The sequence below is a fragment of the Vreelandella sp. H-I2 genome (genome assembly GCF_052959335.1).
In genome coordinates, this window is sequence record NZ_JBRAMC010000001.1 from 631,300 (window position 1) to 648,169 (window position 16,870).

Consider the following 16,870-nt stretch of genomic DNA (forward strand, 5'->3'; position numbering starts at 1 on the left):
TTAGAGTTCGATCAGCGTATCGCCTACGGCTACGCTGTCGCCCTCGCTGACGTTAACCTTAGAGACAGTGCCTGCGCTGCTGGCACGCACTTCGGTTTCCATTTTCATCGCTTCCAGAATGATGACGACATCACCCTCAGCGACCTGCTCGCCGGGACGTACATTGACCTTGAAAATATTACCGGCCAAGGGGGCATCAATGCTTTCACCAGTCCCGCCACCGCTCGGTGCCGGAGCGTCGTCTTTGGGTGCATCAGTGGCTGCACCGGAGGGGGTTTGTTCCTGTACGCCGCTGATGTCGCCACCTTCAGCAACCTCCACAACGTAGGCTTTACCGTTGAGTTTTACAGTATAAGTTTCTGGACCGCGGCTAGCGGCGGGCGCTTTGCTCTCGGCTTGTGCCGGTACGCTAACGCTTTCTGCCTCAGCTGCCTGAGGAACAGGCTCGAAGGCATCGGGGTTGTCGCGATTTTTAAGGAATTTCAAGCCAATCTGCGGAAACAGCGCATAGGTTAATACATCGTCGACTTCCCGCTTGCCTTCGGCCAAGCGGATGCCGTCAGCGCTGGCCTTCTCTTTCAGCTCTGCGGCCAGCTTGTCCATCTCCGGTGATAGGTTATCTGCCGGGCGACAGGTGATCGGCTCGCCGCCTTCCAGTACACGCTTTTGCAACTCGGCGTTAAAGGGTGCGGGAGCCGCGCCGTATTCACCTTTGAGAAGCGCCTGAACTTCCTTGGAGATGGACTTATAGCGCTCGCCCATCATTACGTTCATGACCGCTTGAGTGCCGACAATTTGCGAGGTGGGCGTGACCAAGGGGATAAAGCCCAGGTCCTCGCGCACACGGGGAATTTCGCTGAGTACATCATCCAGCTTATCGCCCGCCCCTTGCTCTTTGAGCTGGCCTTCCATGTTGGTCAGCATCCCACCCGGCACCTGAGCAATCAGGATCCGTGAATCAATACCGCGCAGCGAGCCTTCAAAGGCGGCGTACTTTTTGCGCACTTCGCGGAAATAGCCGGCGATATCTTCCAGTAGCTCAAGGTCCAGGCCGGTATCGCGACCGGTGTCTTTGAGCATCGCCACCACGGATTCAGTTGGGCTGTGGCCATAGGTCATCGACATGGAAGAAATCGAGGTGTCGACGTTATCAATGCCCGCCTCGACCGCCTTCAAAATGGTCGAGGTAGAAAGGCCAGTGGTGGCGTGGCAGTGCAGGTGTACCGGAATCGACAGCTCTTTCTTGAGCCGGGTGACCAAATCGAACGCCGTGTAAGGCGTCAGCAGCCCCGCCATATCCTTGATAGCCAATGAATCCGCGCCCAAATCGGCAATGGTCTTGGCGAGGTCGACCCAGCTATCCAGGGTATGTACCGGGCTTACGGTATAGGAAATCGTGCCCTGTGCATGACCTTCAACATTGCGTACCGCCTGGATGGCACGCTCTAAATTACGCGGGTCATTCATGGCATCAAAGACACGGAAGACATCCACGCCATTGGTTTTTGCCCGTTCGACAAATTTATCGACGACGTCATCGGCATAATGGCGATAACCCAACAGGTTCTGGCCCCGCAGGAGCATGGCCTGTGGTGTGTTCGGCATGGCTTCTTTCAGGGCACGGATACGCTCCCAGGGGTCTTCGCCCAAATAACGGATACAGGCGTCATAGGTGGCTCCGCCCCAGGTTTCCAGCGACCAGTAGCCGACACGATCAAGTTTTTCGGCGATCGGCAACATATCGTCCAGCCGCATACGCGTGGCAAACAGCGATTGGTGGGCATCGCGCAGCACGACATCAGTAATGCCTAGTGGGCGTTTAATTTCGTTCATGGTCTTGGCTCGCAGTAGAGAATCACAAGTTTGTAGTAAAAATAACAAAAAAATAGCCAGAAGATGGCTTTAATGAAAAAATTTATGAAAGTTAGCGACGCCGTGTTGAGCGATAACGATGCACTGCAGCACTGATCACTGCCATCACCTCGTCATTTTGAGCCGCGGGAGCATGAGATGGCGGCGATTTCTTAGCGGTCACGGCGGCCACTGGCGCGGGTTGAAAACGCCCGATCAGCTTCGACATGAAAGTGACACTAATCACTAAAAGAGTAAGAAAAACAAAAACGACACCCATTCCAAGCGCCATTAACGCCAAACCATCTTGCAATAGCTCTAGATCCTGCATCAGGCGCTCTCCTAATTTACTAAATACGGTTTATAACGATGATTCATCACTAGGGCTTCTAATTGGTTTCTAAATAGCTCTTGCGCACATCATTAAGCCTATGCTGTGAAAGGCACTTGGCGCAGTGAGGGGAATACACTAACCTGCCACACTCAGAATAGAATGCAATGGCGCTATAGTGGAACTCATGGTTGTTAATTTACTACATAAAGGCAGAATTGGCCTAGCCCCGATGGAAGGGGTGATCGACGCATTGACTCGCGACCTATTGACAAGGCAAGTCGGTTTTGACTGGACAGTGACCGAATTTGTCCGCGTTGTCGATGCTCGCCTGCCACCAAGAGTATTCTACAAGCATTGTCCAGAGCTTGCGCAACCACCTGTGACAACACCAAGCGGCATTCCCGTACATTTACAACTGCTTGGCTCTGATCCTAACGCCCTGGCGGCCAATGCGCGCCAGGCCCTAAAGCTTGGCGCGGTGAGCGTTGATCTCAATTTTGGCTGCCCTGCCAAGCTGGTTAACCGCCATGATGGTGGTGCTTCGCTGCTACGCCAACCGGGTCGCGTTTATCAAGCCGTCAAAGCTGTTTCAGAAGCGCTAGAAGGCGAAATCCCCGTGACGGCCAAGATTCGCCTGGGGTTTGCCAATCGCCGCTTAGCCGTTGCCTGCGCCCAAGCCACTGAAGCGGGCGGTGCAGCGCAGTTAGTCGTGCATGCGAGGACGCGCGACGAAGGCTACCGCCCTCCGGCGCATTGGGAGTGGATCGGCAAAATTCGCCGTCACGTGAGCATTCCGGTGGTCGCCAATGGCGATATCTGGACCCTGGAAGATTACTGGAAAGCTCGCACGTTGTCGGGATGTCGTGACGTAATGCTAGGGCGCAGCGCGCTGGCGGACCCCTGGCTTGCTCCGCGCATCCGTCACTGGCAGCTAACCGGCGAACGACTACCCGAAAGCAGCTGGGCAATGCGGGCCAGCGTGCTAAAAGAGTATGCCGCCCTACAACGGCAACACCTGCCTGACCGTGTCGTGGTTTCGCTGGTAAAACAATGGCTCGCCCAAATGCGCCAAGGCAGTAGCGAAGCACATCAGAACTTTCAGCGGGTTAAACGCCTTACCGAATTAGACCAACTGCTCGGCAGCCTCGTCATTGATGAGCAGTTCGCTGCACTGGCTTAGCCTTACACTCAATGGTCCTGCCCATACCTCTATAAAGCCCAACAGGCAAAAAAAAGCGCCCTACCGCAAAGCGGGGGCGCTACACACGATCGCAAGACCGGAGTGCGAGCTAATCTCTTCCGGTCAGGCTAGAAACAAGTGTTCAGACTAGAAAAATAGCCGGTCAGGCTGGAAGCAGAAAACCCGCTCTCGTTTGAGAGCGGGTTTAGGAATCTGGCGCGCCCGGGAGGATTCGAACCTCCGACCCCCTGATTCGTAGTCAGGTACTCTATCCAGCTGAGCTACGGGCGCGTAATATTTCTGTAAACGTTTATACTTACATTTACCAAGACTAGTGCTGATGCTATTAGAATCAGCGCTGCTGGAATTCAGATTACTAATCTTAGAAGGTGGCGCGCCCGGGAGGATTCGAACCTCCGACCCCCTGATTCGTAGTCAGGTACTCTATCCAGCTGAGCTACGGGCGCATACCTTGTGACCATGTACTTTTTAACAAAACTTTTATTAATAAAAACTCTCATTAACAAAGTACTAGCTGGCCGTGCGGTTGGCGGAGAGAGAGGGATTCGAACCCTCGATAGGGCTATAAACCCTATACTCCCTTAGCAGGGGAGCGCCTTCAGCCACTCGGCCACCTCTCCTTAACGGCACGGCGCGAATATTACCGATTTAGGCTTCTTATGTCTAGTCCCCGACGGATTTTTTTTCGCACCGACCATATCTTACAGATAAGCTTACGTCTTAAGCATCGTGTCATTATGCAAACTCGCAAGTCTCATTCTACTTCGTTTTCACTGTTTCGTTCACGCTGAATGCGCTGGTATATCTCTTCACGATGAACCGCAACATCTTTAGGTGCATTAACACCAATACGCACTTGATTGCCTTTTACACCTAGAACGGTGACGGTGATTTCATCACCGATCATCAGGGTTTCGCCGACTCGGCGAGTTAGGATGAGCATGGCTGATCTCCTTTTCAGACGTTTTATGCAACGGGATATGTCAGCCGGAGGCAACACTACACCATTATGCAGCATAGTGTTGCAGGTCACCAAGGGCTCCGGCTCCATGACACTTAAACCTCCCGTTGAAAGAAAGCTCACCACCACACGGCAGCAAGTACCCCTTCAGCGTAGAAGGTTTAAAGCATTCATGTTATTCAGATTCGATATCTGTCTTATCTAAACCAAACGCTTTATGTAGTGCATTGACGGCAAGTTCCATATGTTTCTCATCAATAACGACTGAGATTTTAATCTCAGAGGTGGAAACCATACGGATATTAACGTTCTCATCGGCTAGAACACGGAACATTTTAGACGCCACACCCGCATGAGAGCGCATGCCCACCCCCACTAAGGATACCTTGGCGATATTATCATCGCCACGCAGCTCACCACCGCCTAAGTCCGGGATCACCGTCTCTTCAAGTAACTTTTTAGTCGCTTTGTAATCGCCCTTGGCGACCGTAAAAGTGAAATCGGTATAGTCACCTGCCGGCGCCACGTTCTGCACGATCATATCCACTTCGATATTGGCATCGGCAATAGGGCCTAAGATACGCGATGCCACACCCGGCACATCCGGTGTATTCAGCAGGGTTAATTTTGCTTCGTTTTTGGTAAAAGCGATACCGGAGATCAGTGGTTCTTCCATAGCGTCCTCGTCTTGGTCTGCTTCTGCAACAATTAGGGTACCGGGGCCGTCTTCAAAGCTCGACAGCACCCGCAGGGGCACGTTGTACTTGCCTGCAAACTCTACCGCGCGGATCTGCAGCACTTTGGAGCCGAGGCTGGCCAGCTCCAACATCTCTTCCACGGTAATGCTCTCTAACCGCTGAGCTCTTGAGCATACGCGTGGGTCAGTGGTGTACACCCCATCGACATCGGTGTAAATCTGACATTCATCGGCACCTAATGCCGCAGCCAGCGCCACCCCAGTGGTATCAGAACCACCGCGCCCCAAGGTAGTGATATTGCCGTCTTCATCAACCCCTTGGAAGCCAGCCACAACCACGACCTGCCCTGCTTCCAGGTCAGCTTTCAGGTCGTCGGTTTCAATCCGCTGAATACGTGCTTTGGTATAGGCGTTATCGGTATGAATTCCTACCTGGGCGCCAGTATGCGACGTGGCCGATACACCAATTTGCTGAAGTGCCATCGCGAGCAAGGAAATAGTTACCTGCTCACCTGTCGATAGCAGCATATCCATTTCGCGCGGCGCAGGATCTTCATTAAGCGCCTGTGCCATATCTGTTAAACGGTTGGTTTCGCCGCTCATAGCGGAGACCACGACTACGACCTGGTGGCCTTGATCGCGGAAGCCCTTAACCTTTTCCGCTACGGCCTTGATACGCTCGACAGAGCCCACCGAAGTGCCGCCGAACTTCTGTACGTATAGTGCCATATGCCGTTTTTCCTATGCGTTCGGGAATTTAGGGTGAAATTGCCACAAATAAGGCCGGCGACAATCATGCCACCGGCCTGGAGGTTTAGCTAAGCACGTTTTCCAACCAGACCGGTACGCTCTTCAACGCATCCGGCAAGGCATCGGGCTGACTACCCCCCGCTTGCGCCATATCGGGGCGGCCGCCGCCCTTCCCTCCCACTTGGGAGGCAACATGGTTAACCAGCTCACCGGCCTTCACTTGACTGGTCAAGTCTTGGGTTACCCCGGCGATCAGGCTTACTTTGCCAGCGGCTTGGTCTGCAACGCCGAGAATAATGACGCCTGAACTGAGCTTGTTTTTAAGCTGATCAAGAATGCCGCGCAGGTCTTTGCCTGAAACGCCCTCCAGCTGAGTTGCCAGGAGTTTAACGCCATTAATCTCTTGCACCTGACTGAGCATATCGCTGCCTGCAGCGCTGGCCAGCTTCGCTTTAAGCTGTTCGAGCTCTTTTTCCAGGCTACGGTTACGCTCAACCAGTGACTCCACACGTGCTTCAACCTGCTCGGGCTTGGTCTTCAAACGTTCGCTCAAGCGCTCAAGACATGCTTCCTGTTCGCGGAAGTAGGTCAGCGCGTTTTCACCGGTAATCGCTTCAATACGACGTACACCGGAAGCAATGCCTACTTCGCTCACCACATGACAGCAGCCAATATCGCCACTGCGCGCCACGTGGGTACCACCACATAACTCAATAGAGAAGTCATCGGCGCCGATAGTCAGTACGCGCACGTTTTCGGCGTACTTAGCCTCAAACAACGCCGCTGCACCTTTGGCTTTGGCTTGATCAAGGCTCATTTGCTCGATCTGAGTCGGTGCGTTGGCCAGAATCTGCTCGTTAACCAGCCGTTCGACTTCCGCTAGTTGCTCAGCGGTCATTGGCTCAAAGTGGCTAAAATCGAAACGCAGGCGCTCTGCATTGACCAGCGAACCTTTCTGCTGAACGTGATCGCCCAACACCATACGTAGCGCTTTATGCAGCAGGTGTGTTGCCGAGTGATTGCGGATGGTTGCCGTTCGCAAACTGGCATCTACTTCGCCACGCACACTGGCGCCAACACTCAGTGAGCCCTCTACCATCATGCCTTGATGAAAGTGATGACCGCGCTGCTTTTGGGTATCGGTGACCTGAAAGCGTCCTCCGTCGACATACAGATAGCCCGTATCACCTACCTGCCCGCCCGACTCACCGTAAAACGGCGTGCGATCCAATACCACGACGCCCTTTTGGCCTGTTTCCAGCGCAGCCAGTGCATTGCCTTCGCTGTCGACCAATGCCGTCACCTTGGCTTGGTCTTCTAAACGGTCATAACCGGTAAAGGCCGTTTCGCCATCCAGTTCAATAGAGGCGCTATAGTCGGCGCCGAATTGGCTGGCCGCCCTAGCGCGGTCGCGCTGAGCCTCCAATGCTTGTTGAAAGCCCTCTTCATCGAGGGTAACGCCGCGCTCACGGCAAACATCGGCGGTAAGGTCAAAAGGGAAACCATAGGTATCGTAAAGCTTAAATACCGTCTCACCCGGCAGTACCTTGCCATCGAGCTCAGCTAGCGCCGCATTCAGCAACCCCATCCCGTGATCCAGCGTGCGCGCAAACTGCTCTTCTTCTTTCAGCAGTACGCGTGCGATTTGAGCACGTGCCTCACGAAGCTCTGGATAGGCATCGCCCATTTCGGCGTCCAGCGCATCGACTAGCTTGTGAAAGAACGGCTCTACTGCGCCCAGCTTATGACCATGACGAATCGCGCGGCGAATGATACGACGCAGCACATAGCCACGCCCTTCGTTGGAAGGCAGCACGCCATCAGCAATCAGGAAAGCACAGGAGCGGATATGGTCTGCAATCACGCGCAGAGAAGGTGTGGCGATATCCGGATGTCCGGTAGCTTTGGCGGCGGCTTGCAGCAAGTTTTGAAACAGATCGATTTCATAGTTTGAGTGCACGCCTTGCATGACAGCGGCCACCCGCTCTAAGCCCATACCGGTATCGATAGACGGCTTAGGCAGCGGATTGAGCGTACCTTGGGCATCGCGATCAAACTGCATGAACACCAAGTTCCAGATTTCGATGTAGCGATCACCATCTTCTTCCGGGCTGCCTGGCGGGCCACCCCAAACCTCGGGGCCATGGTCAAAAAAGATTTCCGAGCTGGGGCCACAGGGGCCGGTGTCACCCATCTGCCAGAAATTATCTTCATCGAGTTTGGAGAAGCGCTCAGGATCAATGCCAATCTCATCTTTCCAGATGTGCTCGGCTTCGTCATCGCTAATGTGCACCGTTACCCAGAGTTTTTCTTTGGGTAGTCCCAGCGTTTCGGTCAGGAACACCCAGGCAAAGCGAATGGCATCACGCTTGAAGTAATCACCAAAGCTAAAATTACCCAGCATTTCAAAGAAGGTATGGTGACGTGCGGTATAGCCGACATTGTCTAAGTCATTATGCTTACCGCCCGCGCGCACGCAGCGCTGCGCAGAGGTGGCGCGCACGTAAGGGCGCGGATCCCGTCCCAGAAATACATCTTTAAACGGCACCATGCCAGCATTGGTAAACAGTAGCGTGGGGTCGTTGCCCGGCACTAAAGGGCCGGTGGGTACAATGGTATGCCCTTGCTCTTCAAAGAAAGAGAGAAAGGCCTGTCTAATCTCTGCGCTTTTCATAGGGTATCCGTAACAAGAAAGCGTGATGTCCCAGGGCGCTGTCGACGCTACCCTCAGGGGTCGCAAAGCAGCCATTATAGCGCAGTTGTCAAACGACTAAAGCCGCACTTAGTGGCAGAGAGGCAAACAGCTAGGTGAACAAGCGTATTAAAGCGCGATTAAAAATGTAAGGAGGGAGGTGTTAACGGGCAGGAGAAGAGAAATTACAAACAGGAGAGCGCGTAGCGAATTTGTTCAAAATCAAAGCCACGGCTGGCCAGAAAGCGCTCGCGCCGAGCACGTTCTTTAGGTGTTTCGCCGGGGCTGTCAAAACGACGCGCAAGCGTATCGCGGGCTAATTCAAACCAATCAACTTGCTCATTCTCTTCCACCGCTTCAAAAGCGGCATTGAGCGTTTCTTGATCAACGCCGCGTTGACGCAACTCGCCTTTAATGCGAATAACGCCTTGGCCACGCAAAATACGCGAGCGCACAAAACTAGCCGCAAAACGAGCGTCTGACTGTAGCGCCTGCTCAGCTAGAGTGTCTAAGCATTCATCAATAGCCGCATCATCGAAGGACTTTTTCTTCAGCCGTTGGGCTAACTCAGCGCGAGAATATTCGCGCCGAGCTAGTAAGCCAATGGCGATGTCACGAGGAGTGGCATCGCGCTGCGAGGTAAATGCCATCAGCTTGCCTTAGCGAAGATCGGCTTACAGCAGATCGTCGTCACCAGCATCCACTTCTGCCGCTGCATCTGCAGATGCCTCTTCCTTCTTCGGATCAGGTTTGGCCAGGAGCTGTTCACGAATCTGCGTTTCGATCTCGAGCATGACTTCCGGGTGCTCTTCCAGGTACAGCGCTGAGTTAGCTTTACCCTGGCCGATTTTAGTACCTTTGTAGCTGTACCATGCACCGGCTTTGTCAACCAGATTGCACTGCACGCCCAGGTCAATCACCTCACCAGCATGGTAAATGCCTTTGCCATAAAGAATCTGGAATTCAGCCTGGCGGAACGGCGGTGCCACCTTATTTTTAACTACTTTTACGCGGGTTTCGTTACCGGTGACTTCATCGCCCACTTTCACCGAGCCTGTGCGGCGAATATCCAAACGCACACTGGCGTAGAACTTGAGTGCATTACCGCCGGTAGTGGTTTCTGGGCTACCAAACATCACACCGATCTTCATGCGGATTTGGTTGATAAAAATCACTAGGCAGTTAGCATTTTTAATATTGCCGGTGATTTTACGCAGTGCTTGAGACATCAAGCGCGCCTGCAGGCCAACGTGGGCATCACCCATTTCACCTTCGATTTCCGCGCGGGGCGTTAGAGCTGCGACCGAGTCGATAACAATCACGTCAACACCGCCGGAGCGAACCAGCATGTCGGTAATTTCCAGCGCCTGCTCGCCGGTGTCCGGCTGGGAAACCAGCAGGTCATCCAGATTAACGCCCAGTTTTTCTGCGTAGCTAGGGTCAAGGGCGTGCTCGGCATCAACGAAGGCACACACTTTGCCCTGCTTCTGCGCCTGAGCAATCACCGAAAGGGTCAGGGTCGTTTTACCCGACGATTCCGGGCCAAATATTTCGCACACACGACCAAACGGCAGGCCGCCGATGCCGAGGGCAATATCCAGACCCAATGAACCGGTGGAAACCGACGGCATGACGACACGCGGCGCGTCGCCCAGACGCATAACAGTGCCCTTGCCGAACTGACGGTCAATTTGGGTGAGTGCAGCGTTTAGCGCTTTAGTGCGGTTGTCATCCTGAGCCATTTAGAGATTCCTCATAACAAGCTGTATAATTAGCCAGTAGTATGCCAAAGATTGCGCCGTAAACAAATCCTTGATCACGCTTTCCCACAACTATTTTCCTACGACTACTTTTTGCTCTCCTTCACGCGGGCATCCAGACGCGCCACTAGCCCTGCCAATGCCTGGCGCACTGCCTGCTCGCGCACCGCCTGGCGGTCACCTGGAAAATGGAAGCACTCCGCCTGCTGGTTGGCGGCATCTCCCCAGGCCAGCCAGACAGTACCTACCGGTTTTTCAGCACTGCCGCCATCCGGCCCGGCCACACCGCTAACAGCAACGCCTAAACCTGCACCACTTTCCTGACAGGCGCCTTGTACCATCGCTTTTACCACCTCTTCACTTACCGCGCCGTGTTCGTTCAGCGTGGCCTCGGGAACCCCTAACAAACGTGTCTTAGCTGCGTTCGCATAGGTGACATACCCCGTTGTGAAATAGGCTGAACTGCCTGCCACCCCCGTAATCACGCTGGCGATACCACCACCCGTGCAAGATTCCGCAGCGGTTATTTCCACCTTTAACTGCTGACAAAGCCGCCCCAAACGCTGTGCGAGCAGGGTTAAGTCAAGATTTTTCAGACTAGATACGCTGGGCACTATGTCGCTCCTTCAAGTGAGTCGTCAGTTCAGCGTAGAATACTGTGTTTAGCTTTCTCAAAGAAATTGCTCAATCAGGACGCCCATGTCACAGGCCATCCCCCCGAACACGCCAATGATCACGCAATATTTAAAGATCAAACGCGAACACCCCGAGGTACTGCTGTTCTACCGCATGGGGGATTTTTACGAGTTATTTTTCGACGACGCCAAACGCGCCGCCGCACTACTGGATATTACCCTTACCCAGCGCGGGCAGTCGGGGGGCAAACCGATCCCGATGGCAGGTGTACCTTATCATAGTGCTGAAGGCTATCTCGCGCGCTTGGTCGCCGGTGGCGAGTCGGTGGCTATTTGCGAACAGATTGGTGACCCCGCTACCAGCAAAGGTCCCGTTGACCGCCAAGTTGTGCGCATCGTCACCCCCGGCACGCTGCATGATGAAGCGCTGCTGGATGCACGCCGCGACAACGTGCTGGTCTCAGTCTCTCCCGGCAAAGATAGTTGGGGCCTGGCCTGGCTGGAGCTCTCCAGCGGCCGCTTCAACGTACTGGAAGTGGAGAGCGAGGCCGAAATGCTCGCCGAGCTAACACGCCTCTCCCCCGCCGAGCTACTGGTACCAGAAAGCCTGACCTTACCCGACACCTGGTCGCAAAAGCGCAGCCTGCGCCGTCAGGGCGAGTGGCTGTTTGACCTGGAGAGCGCCAACCGCAGCCTCTGCGATCAGTTTGAAGTACAGGACTTGCGCGGTTTTGGCTGCGCGCATCTCACCACGGCGCTGATTGCGGCCGGGGTACTGATTGATTACGCCCGTGATACCCAGCGCTCGCGCCTGCCACACGTTACTGCGATTAGCGTTGAGAATCGCGATGATGCCGTGGTGATTGACGCCGCCAGCCGACGCAATCTGGAAATAGACGTCAACCTCGGCGGCAGTGCGGACAATACGCTCGCTAGTGTGCTGGATACTTGCACCACAGCTATGGGCTCACGGCTACTCAAACGTTGGCTCAATCGTCCTTTGCGGCAACGAGAGATCGTCCAGAACCGCCATGCGGGCGTGGCGTTATTAAGTCTGGATGCCTCTTATATGCCTCTACGCGACACGCTAAGCGCGGTGGGCGATGTGGAGCGCATTCTGGCCCGGGTCGCATTGTATAGCGCTCGTCCACGAGATTTGGCGCGTCTGCGTGACGCTTTGGTCACCTTACCTACCCTTGAGGAGCAGTTGGGCGAGGTAGAGAGCGGCAGCGCCCTCGACAGCCTGCGCCCGCATATTCGCCCCTACCCCGAAATAGCCGACACGCTTAGCCGTGCTTTGGTCGAAAATCCACCTGTCGTGATTCGGGACGGCGGCGTGATTGCCGATGGTTTTGATGCCGAGCTCGATGAACACCGCGGCATGGCCGAAAATGCCGGGGACTACCTTGTTAAGCTGGAGATTCGCGAGCGCGAGCGCACCGGGCTTGCCAATCTTAAAGTGGGCTACAACCGGGTACACGGCTACTTTATCGAGCTGCCCCGCTCCCAGGCACAGCAGGCGCCCGCTGACTATATTCGCCGTCAAACGCTTAAAAACGCCGAGCGTTTTATCATTCCCGAACTCAAAGAGTTTGAGGATAAGGCGCTGTCGGCCAAATCCCGCGCATTGACGCGTGAAAAGTGGCTGTATGATCGCCTGCTGGGTGAGCTTAATAACAGCCTCCATGCACTACAAAGCACCTCTCAAGCTCTAGCGGAGCTAGACGTACTGTGCGCCTTCGCCGAGCGTGCCGAAGCGCTGCACTGGGTTCGTCCGACGCTAAGCGAGACCACCGGCATTCGTATTGAGGCAGGCCGGCACCCTGTGGTTGAACAGGTCAGTGAAACGCCTTTTGTTCCCAATGACGTGACGCTCAACCCAGACCAGCATATGCTGATTATTACCGGGCCTAACATGGGCGGTAAATCGACCTATATGCGCCAGACAGCGTTAATCGCTCTACTGGCCCACTGTGGCAGTTTTGTACCCGCTGACGCCGCTGAGGTTGGTCCGCTGGATCGAATATTCACCCGCATTGGCTCCTCAGATGATCTCGCTGGCGGGCGCTCCACTTTTATGGTCGAGATGACCGAAACCGCCAATATCCTTCACAACGCCACCCAGCAAAGCTTAATTTTGATGGATGAAATTGGCCGCGGTACCAGCACATTTGATGGCTTGTCGCTGGCTTGGGCCAGTGCCGAGCATCTGGCAAAGGGCCGTGCGCTAACGCTGTTTGCGACTCACTACTTTGAAATGACCGCATTGCCTGAACATACTGAAGGGGTTGCCAATATTCATTTAACAGCGACCGAGCATGGCGACAGCATCGTGTTTATGCACCGCATTGAGGCAGGCCCCGCCAGCCAAAGCTATGGCTTACAGGTGGCACAGCTAGCGGGCGTTCCCGGCCATGTCATTAAGCGTGCCCGTGAAAAGCTGATGAGCCTGGAGCACCGCGATGTAGATACAACCAGGCAAGCGCCACGCAGCACTCCGCAGCAAAACGACCTGTTCGCCGCTGCGCCACATCCTGTGGTGGAGGCATTGGAAAATGTGGATATGGATGGTTTGACGCCGCGGGAAGCGCTATCACTGTTGTATCAATGGCGAGACCTGATCTAATGGTGCTTATAGGATTAAAGGCAATAAGTGAGATTCAGGTGCCAGGACAGGTTGAAGCGAGGGTTTTTCGACAGTGTTGTCGAAAGTAGCGCCCACGGACGGGTTCACAGCGCCCTCGCGGAAACCTGTACTGGCATTGCTACCAACTGGAATCATATGGCGCTTGCCGCCAGGTATGCGCACCTCTAGAATGTCGCACAAACTTTTAGCTTATAAAAAACGGCTGATTTATAACCATTCACGATTGACCATGGCCGGGAGCAACCCGGCCCTGCAAGAGGGATAGCAAGATGACGTTTGTCGTTACCGAGAACTGCATCCAGTGCAAATACACCGACTGCGTGGAAGTATGCCCGGTCGACTGTTTCTACGAGGGCCCTAACTTCCTGGTCATCCACCCGGATGAGTGCATTGACTGCGCGCTGTGTGAGCCTGAGTGCCCCGCCGAAGCGATATTTTCCGAGGATGAGTTGCCCGATGGGCAGGAGCCATTTATCGAGATAAACGCTGAGATGGCAGAAGTATGGCCAAATATTGCCGAGCGCAAAGATCCGCTGCCTGACGCCGAAGAGTGGGATGGCAAGCCCGGTAAGCTAGAGAAACTAGAGCGCTAGCCGCTAATCAGTACCTTTCTTTAAAACCAGCGCTTATTTTAAATTAGCGCTGGTTTTTTATTGTGTCGCCGAAAGTGATTCGTCAAAAATGGGTTGCCAAATTGCAGGCAAAAAAAAGGCGGCCCTTAGGCCGCCCGCTCCAAGCACTTCCTCTGACCACTCCCTGGATCAACTTCCTCAGATGACTTCCTTGCCGGGACTTACCTCTTTGTATCACCCGGCGCATCTGACCCTCATCCCGCTGCATCCTGTCTGAAGCATCCTTGCCTCCCCTTGTCCTGTGTACATTGTCGCAGATCGTCTCGACTTCTCAACAACGCCCAAATGCAAAAAGGCGAGTCTTAGCGACTCGCCTTATTAAAAATAATATATTAAAAACAGAGGCTTAAACTTAAATTAGTGGAAAATTTCGTATTTAACCCTCTAATCCGAGCAATTCTCGTCGGCATTTGTAAGATATATCTTACAAAATCTTGAGACATCTCTTACAAGCCAAATGAAAAGTACGCTCAGCACTGGCTATCTACTGACCTTTAATTGCTTTTAAACCAGGGTAAGTAACGTTCCCAAGCTCCGCCTCAATCACCAACAAGCGGTTATATTTGGCAACCCGGTCAGAGCGGCAAAGTGAACCCGTCTTGATCTGCCCCGCACAGGTGCCCACCGCCAAATCGGCAATGGTGGTGTCTTCGGTTTCACCCGAGCGGTGAGAAATAACCGCTGTGAAGCCCGCGTCTTGGGCCATTTTGATAGCATCCAGGGTCTCGGAGAGCGAACCGATCTGGTTGAACTTGATCAGGATAGAGTTACCGATCTGCTCATCAATACCGCGCTTGAGGATCTTGGTATTGGTGACGAACAGGTCATCACCCACCAACTGTACTTTATCGCCCAGTTTGTCGGTCAGCGCTTTCCAGCCCGCCCAATCCGATTCATCCATACCATCTTCAATCGATACGATCGGGTAATCAGTGCATAGGCCTGCCAAATAATCAGTAAAGCCCTCGGCATCGTAACTCTTACCTTCGCCAGAAAGGTTGTACTGACCGTCTTTGTAGAATTCGGAAGAAGCACAATCCAGCGCAAGGGTGACGTCTTTACCCAGGGTATAGCCGGCATCTGCAACGGCTTGCTTGATGACTGCCAGTGCGTCGGCATTCGAGGCTAAATCGGGCGCAAAGCCACCTTCATCGCCAACCGAGGTTGAAAGGCCTTTCGCGGAGAGGACTTTCTTCAGCGCGTGGAAAATCTCCGCGCCCATGCGTAGCCCTTCGCGGAAATTAGGCGCGCCCACCGGCTGCACCATAAATTCCTGGATATCGACGTTGTTATCCGCATGCTCGCCGCCATTGATGATGTTCATCATCGGTACCGGCATGCTGTACTGGCCCGGCTGGCCGTAGAGTTCGGCAATGTGTGCATACAGCGGAACGCCTTTGGCATTAGCAGCGGCTTTAGCCGCTGCCAGGGAAACCGCCAGAATCGCGTTGGCGCCCAGGTTCGCCTTGTTCTCTGTACCGTCCAGCGCCAGCATGGCCTCGTCTAGGCCACGCTGATCACGTGCATCCATACCCAATAGCGCATCACGGATTTTGCCATTAACCGCCTCGACTGCTTTCAGTACGCCTTTGCCCAGATAGCGCGATTTATCGCCGTCACGAAGCTCTAGCGCTTCACGCGATCCGGTAGAGGCACCACTGGGCGCACAGGCTTCACCGACAGCACCACTGGCAAGACGCACATGCGCCTGCACGGTCGGGTTACCACGTGAATCCAGCACTTCCAACGCACTGATAGCAACAATTTTGGTCATGGCTATATCCTTTCCTGTTAATTAAATAAAATTATTAATATAACGTCCTGATTAGCGAATCGTTAGCGGCTCAAACCCTTTAACCAGTGCATCCAGCTGAGCAAGCTGCGTTAGGAACGGCTCTAACTGATCGAGCGGTAGCGCACAGGGCCCATCGCACTTGGCGTTGTCAGGATCAGGGTGAGCTTCTAGAAACAGCCCTGCGAGCCCGACAGCCACGCCTGCACGCGCTAATTCCGCCACCTGAGCCCGGCGACCATCTGCGCTGTCAGCACGCCCACCGGGGCGCTGCAACGCATGGGTCACATCGAAAAATACCGGATACCCCGTTTGCTTCATATCGCCAAAGCCCAGCATATCAACAATAAGATTGTTGTAACCGAAGCTTGAGCCGCGCTCGCAGAGCATTAACTGGTCGTTACCCGCTTCCTGGAATTTACTCAAGATATGGCGCATTTCATGGGGCGCCAAAAACTGAGGCTTCTTGATATTGATAACCGCGCCGGTTTTAGCCATAGCGATAACCAGATCGGTTTGCCGGGCCAAAAAAGCAGGCAACTGGATAATATCGGCCACTTCCGCCGCCGCCTCAGCCTGCCAGGGCTCGTGCACATCAGTGATGATCGGCACGTTGTGGCGGGCTTTGATGTCGGCCAATATCTGCAGCCCCTTTTCAATGCCAGGGCCGCGATAGGAGTGGATCGAGCTACGGTTGGCTTTATCAAAACTGGCTTTGAAAACGTACGGCATGCCCAGTTTTTTCGTTACCGTGACGTAGGCTTGAGCGACTTCGTCGGCAAGCTCAGCCGACTCCAGTACGTTCATGCCGCCTAGCAGCATTAGCGGTAACGAATTGCCGGCGGTTAAGCCGGCAACGTTGATATGACGCTCTTGAGATCGTTCTTGAGACCCTTCTTGAGAAGCCATGCTTCTGCC

At 54.1% G+C, this 16,870-nt stretch carries 13 protein-coding genes and 3 tRNA genes; 3 read left to right on the forward strand and 13 right to left on the reverse strand.

All coding sequences use genetic code 11. The features are described 5' to 3' along the window. Together oadA and ACUVOF_RS03070 are read right to left on the reverse strand one after the other, a co-directional pair. Entirely contained in the window at nt 1-1,833 is a 1,833-nt protein-coding gene (gene oadA, locus ACUVOF_RS03065; protein ID WP_447042966.1) for a sodium-extruding oxaloacetate decarboxylase subunit alpha, read from the reverse strand. A 91-nt stretch (nt 1,834-1,924) separates the two neighbouring features. Next, nucleotides 1,925-2,182 carry an OadG family protein gene (locus ACUVOF_RS03070; RefSeq protein ID WP_447042967.1) on the reverse strand — a complete coding sequence of 86 codons (258 nt, stop codon included), beginning with the start codon at nt 2,180-2,182 and terminating at the stop codon, nt 1,925-1,927. A gap of 187 nt (nt 2,183-2,369) precedes the next feature. On the opposite strand from ACUVOF_RS03070, the gene ACUVOF_RS03075 reads away from it, so the two are divergent. Continuing rightward, nucleotides 2,370-3,365, forward strand: a complete 996-nt coding sequence (locus ACUVOF_RS03075; protein WP_447043226.1) for a tRNA dihydrouridine synthase — start codon at nt 2,370-2,372, stop codon at nt 3,363-3,365. Between the two features lie 214 nt (nt 3,366-3,579). Here the strand turns inward: ACUVOF_RS03075 and ACUVOF_RS03080 are convergent. The 9 genes from ACUVOF_RS03080 to ACUVOF_RS03120 all read right to left on the reverse strand — a co-directional run bounded on the left by ACUVOF_RS03080 (nt 3,580) and on the right by ACUVOF_RS03120 (nt 10,863). Further along, nucleotides 3,580-3,656: transfer RNA gene (locus ACUVOF_RS03080), tRNA-Arg, on the reverse strand. A gap of 99 nt (nt 3,657-3,755) precedes the next feature. Further along, nucleotides 3,756-3,832, reverse strand: a tRNA-Arg gene (locus ACUVOF_RS03085). 81 nt (nt 3,833-3,913) lie between these two features. After that, a tRNA-Ser gene (locus tag ACUVOF_RS03090) sits at nt 3,914-4,006 on the reverse strand. 134 nt (nt 4,007-4,140) lie between these two features. Continuing rightward, on the reverse strand, nt 4,141-4,329 hold the full coding sequence (csrA, locus tag ACUVOF_RS03095; RefSeq protein WP_007111501.1) for a carbon storage regulator CsrA: 189 nt from the start codon (nt 4,327-4,329) through the stop codon (nt 4,141-4,143). Nucleotides 4,330-4,522: 193 nt separating this feature from the next. Continuing rightward, nucleotides 4,523-5,773 (reverse strand): aspartate kinase, encoded by a 1,251-nt coding sequence (locus ACUVOF_RS03100; protein ID WP_447042968.1) that lies wholly within the window; start codon nt 5,771-5,773, stop codon nt 4,523-4,525. An 85-nt stretch (nt 5,774-5,858) separates the two neighbouring features. Next, nucleotides 5,859-8,468, reverse strand: a complete 2,610-nt coding sequence (gene alaS / locus ACUVOF_RS03105) for an alanine--tRNA ligase (RefSeq protein WP_447042969.1) — start codon at nt 8,466-8,468, stop codon at nt 5,859-5,861. Between the two features lie 203 nt (nt 8,469-8,671). Then, nucleotides 8,672-9,136 (reverse strand): regulatory protein RecX, encoded by a 465-nt coding sequence (locus ACUVOF_RS03110; RefSeq protein WP_447042970.1) that lies wholly within the window; start codon nt 9,134-9,136, stop codon nt 8,672-8,674. Nucleotides 9,137-9,160: 24 nt separating this feature from the next. After that, a complete protein-coding gene (gene recA, locus ACUVOF_RS03115; protein ID WP_447042971.1) occupies nt 9,161-10,228 on the reverse strand; it encodes a recombinase RecA in 1,068 nt (355 codons plus the stop codon). A 104-nt stretch (nt 10,229-10,332) separates the two neighbouring features. Then, nucleotides 10,333-10,863, reverse strand: coding sequence for a CinA family protein (locus ACUVOF_RS03120; protein ID WP_447043227.1), 531 nt, complete (start codon nt 10,861-10,863; stop codon nt 10,333-10,335). Between the two features lie 82 nt (nt 10,864-10,945). Between ACUVOF_RS03120 and mutS the strand changes: the two genes are divergently transcribed. Beyond that, nucleotides 10,946-13,507, forward strand: a complete 2,562-nt coding sequence (mutS, locus tag ACUVOF_RS03125; RefSeq protein ID WP_447042972.1) for a DNA mismatch repair protein MutS — start codon at nt 10,946-10,948, stop codon at nt 13,505-13,507. Between the two features lie 290 nt (nt 13,508-13,797). Beyond that, complete coding sequence (fdxA, locus tag ACUVOF_RS03130) at nt 13,798-14,121, forward strand: ferredoxin FdxA (RefSeq protein WP_113268677.1); 324 nt, start codon at nt 13,798-13,800, stop codon at nt 14,119-14,121. 523 nt (nt 14,122-14,644) lie between these two features. On the opposite strand, the gene eno is transcribed toward fdxA, so the two are convergent. Together eno and kdsA are read right to left on the reverse strand one after the other, a co-directional pair. Further along, nucleotides 14,645-15,934: a phosphopyruvate hydratase gene (gene eno / locus ACUVOF_RS03135; RefSeq protein ID WP_447042973.1), complete on the reverse strand. Its 1,290-nt coding sequence runs from the start codon at nt 15,932-15,934 to the stop codon at nt 14,645-14,647. A 51-nt stretch (nt 15,935-15,985) separates the two neighbouring features. Then, nucleotides 15,986-16,861, reverse strand: a complete 876-nt coding sequence (gene kdsA, locus ACUVOF_RS03140) for a 3-deoxy-8-phosphooctulonate synthase (protein ID WP_447042974.1) — start codon at nt 16,859-16,861, stop codon at nt 15,986-15,988. Between the last annotated feature and the right edge of the window lie 9 nt (nt 16,862-16,870).

Coding starts and splice junctions, on each gene's coding strand:
- ACUVOF_RS03070 (WP_447042967.1), bottom strand. CDS start 2,182: ATGCAGGATCTAGAGCTATTGCAAGATGGTTTGGCGTTAATGGCGCTT.
- csrA (WP_007111501.1), bottom strand. CDS start 4,329: ATGCTCATCCTAACTCGCCGAGTCGGCGAAACCCTGATGATCGGTGAT.
- mutS (WP_447042972.1), top strand. CDS start 10,946: ATGTCACAGGCCATCCCCCCGAACACGCCAATGATCACGCAATATTTA.
- ACUVOF_RS03110 (WP_447042970.1), bottom strand. CDS start 9,136: ATGGCATTTACCTCGCAGCGCGATGCCACTCCTCGTGACATCGCCATT.
- ACUVOF_RS03100 (WP_447042968.1), bottom strand. CDS start 5,773: ATGGCACTATACGTACAGAAGTTCGGCGGCACTTCGGTGGGCTCTGTC.
- fdxA (WP_113268677.1), top strand. CDS start 13,798: ATGACGTTTGTCGTTACCGAGAACTGCATCCAGTGCAAATACACCGAC.
- recA (WP_447042971.1), bottom strand. CDS start 10,228: ATGGCTCAGGATGACAACCGCACTAAAGCGCTAAACGCTGCACTCACC.
- ACUVOF_RS03075 (WP_447043226.1), top strand. CDS start 2,370: ATGGTTGTTAATTTACTACATAAAGGCAGAATTGGCCTAGCCCCGATG.
- eno (WP_447042973.1), bottom strand. CDS start 15,934: ATGACCAAAATTGTTGCTATCAGTGCGTTGGAAGTGCTGGATTCACGT.
- oadA (WP_447042966.1), bottom strand. CDS start 1,833: ATGAACGAAATTAAACGCCCACTAGGCATTACTGATGTCGTGCTGCGC.
- kdsA (WP_447042974.1), bottom strand. CDS start 16,861: ATGGCTTCTCAAGAAGGGTCTCAAGAACGATCTCAAGAGCGTCATATC.
- alaS (WP_447042969.1), bottom strand. CDS start 8,468: ATGAAAAGCGCAGAGATTAGACAGGCCTTTCTCTCTTTCTTTGAAGAG.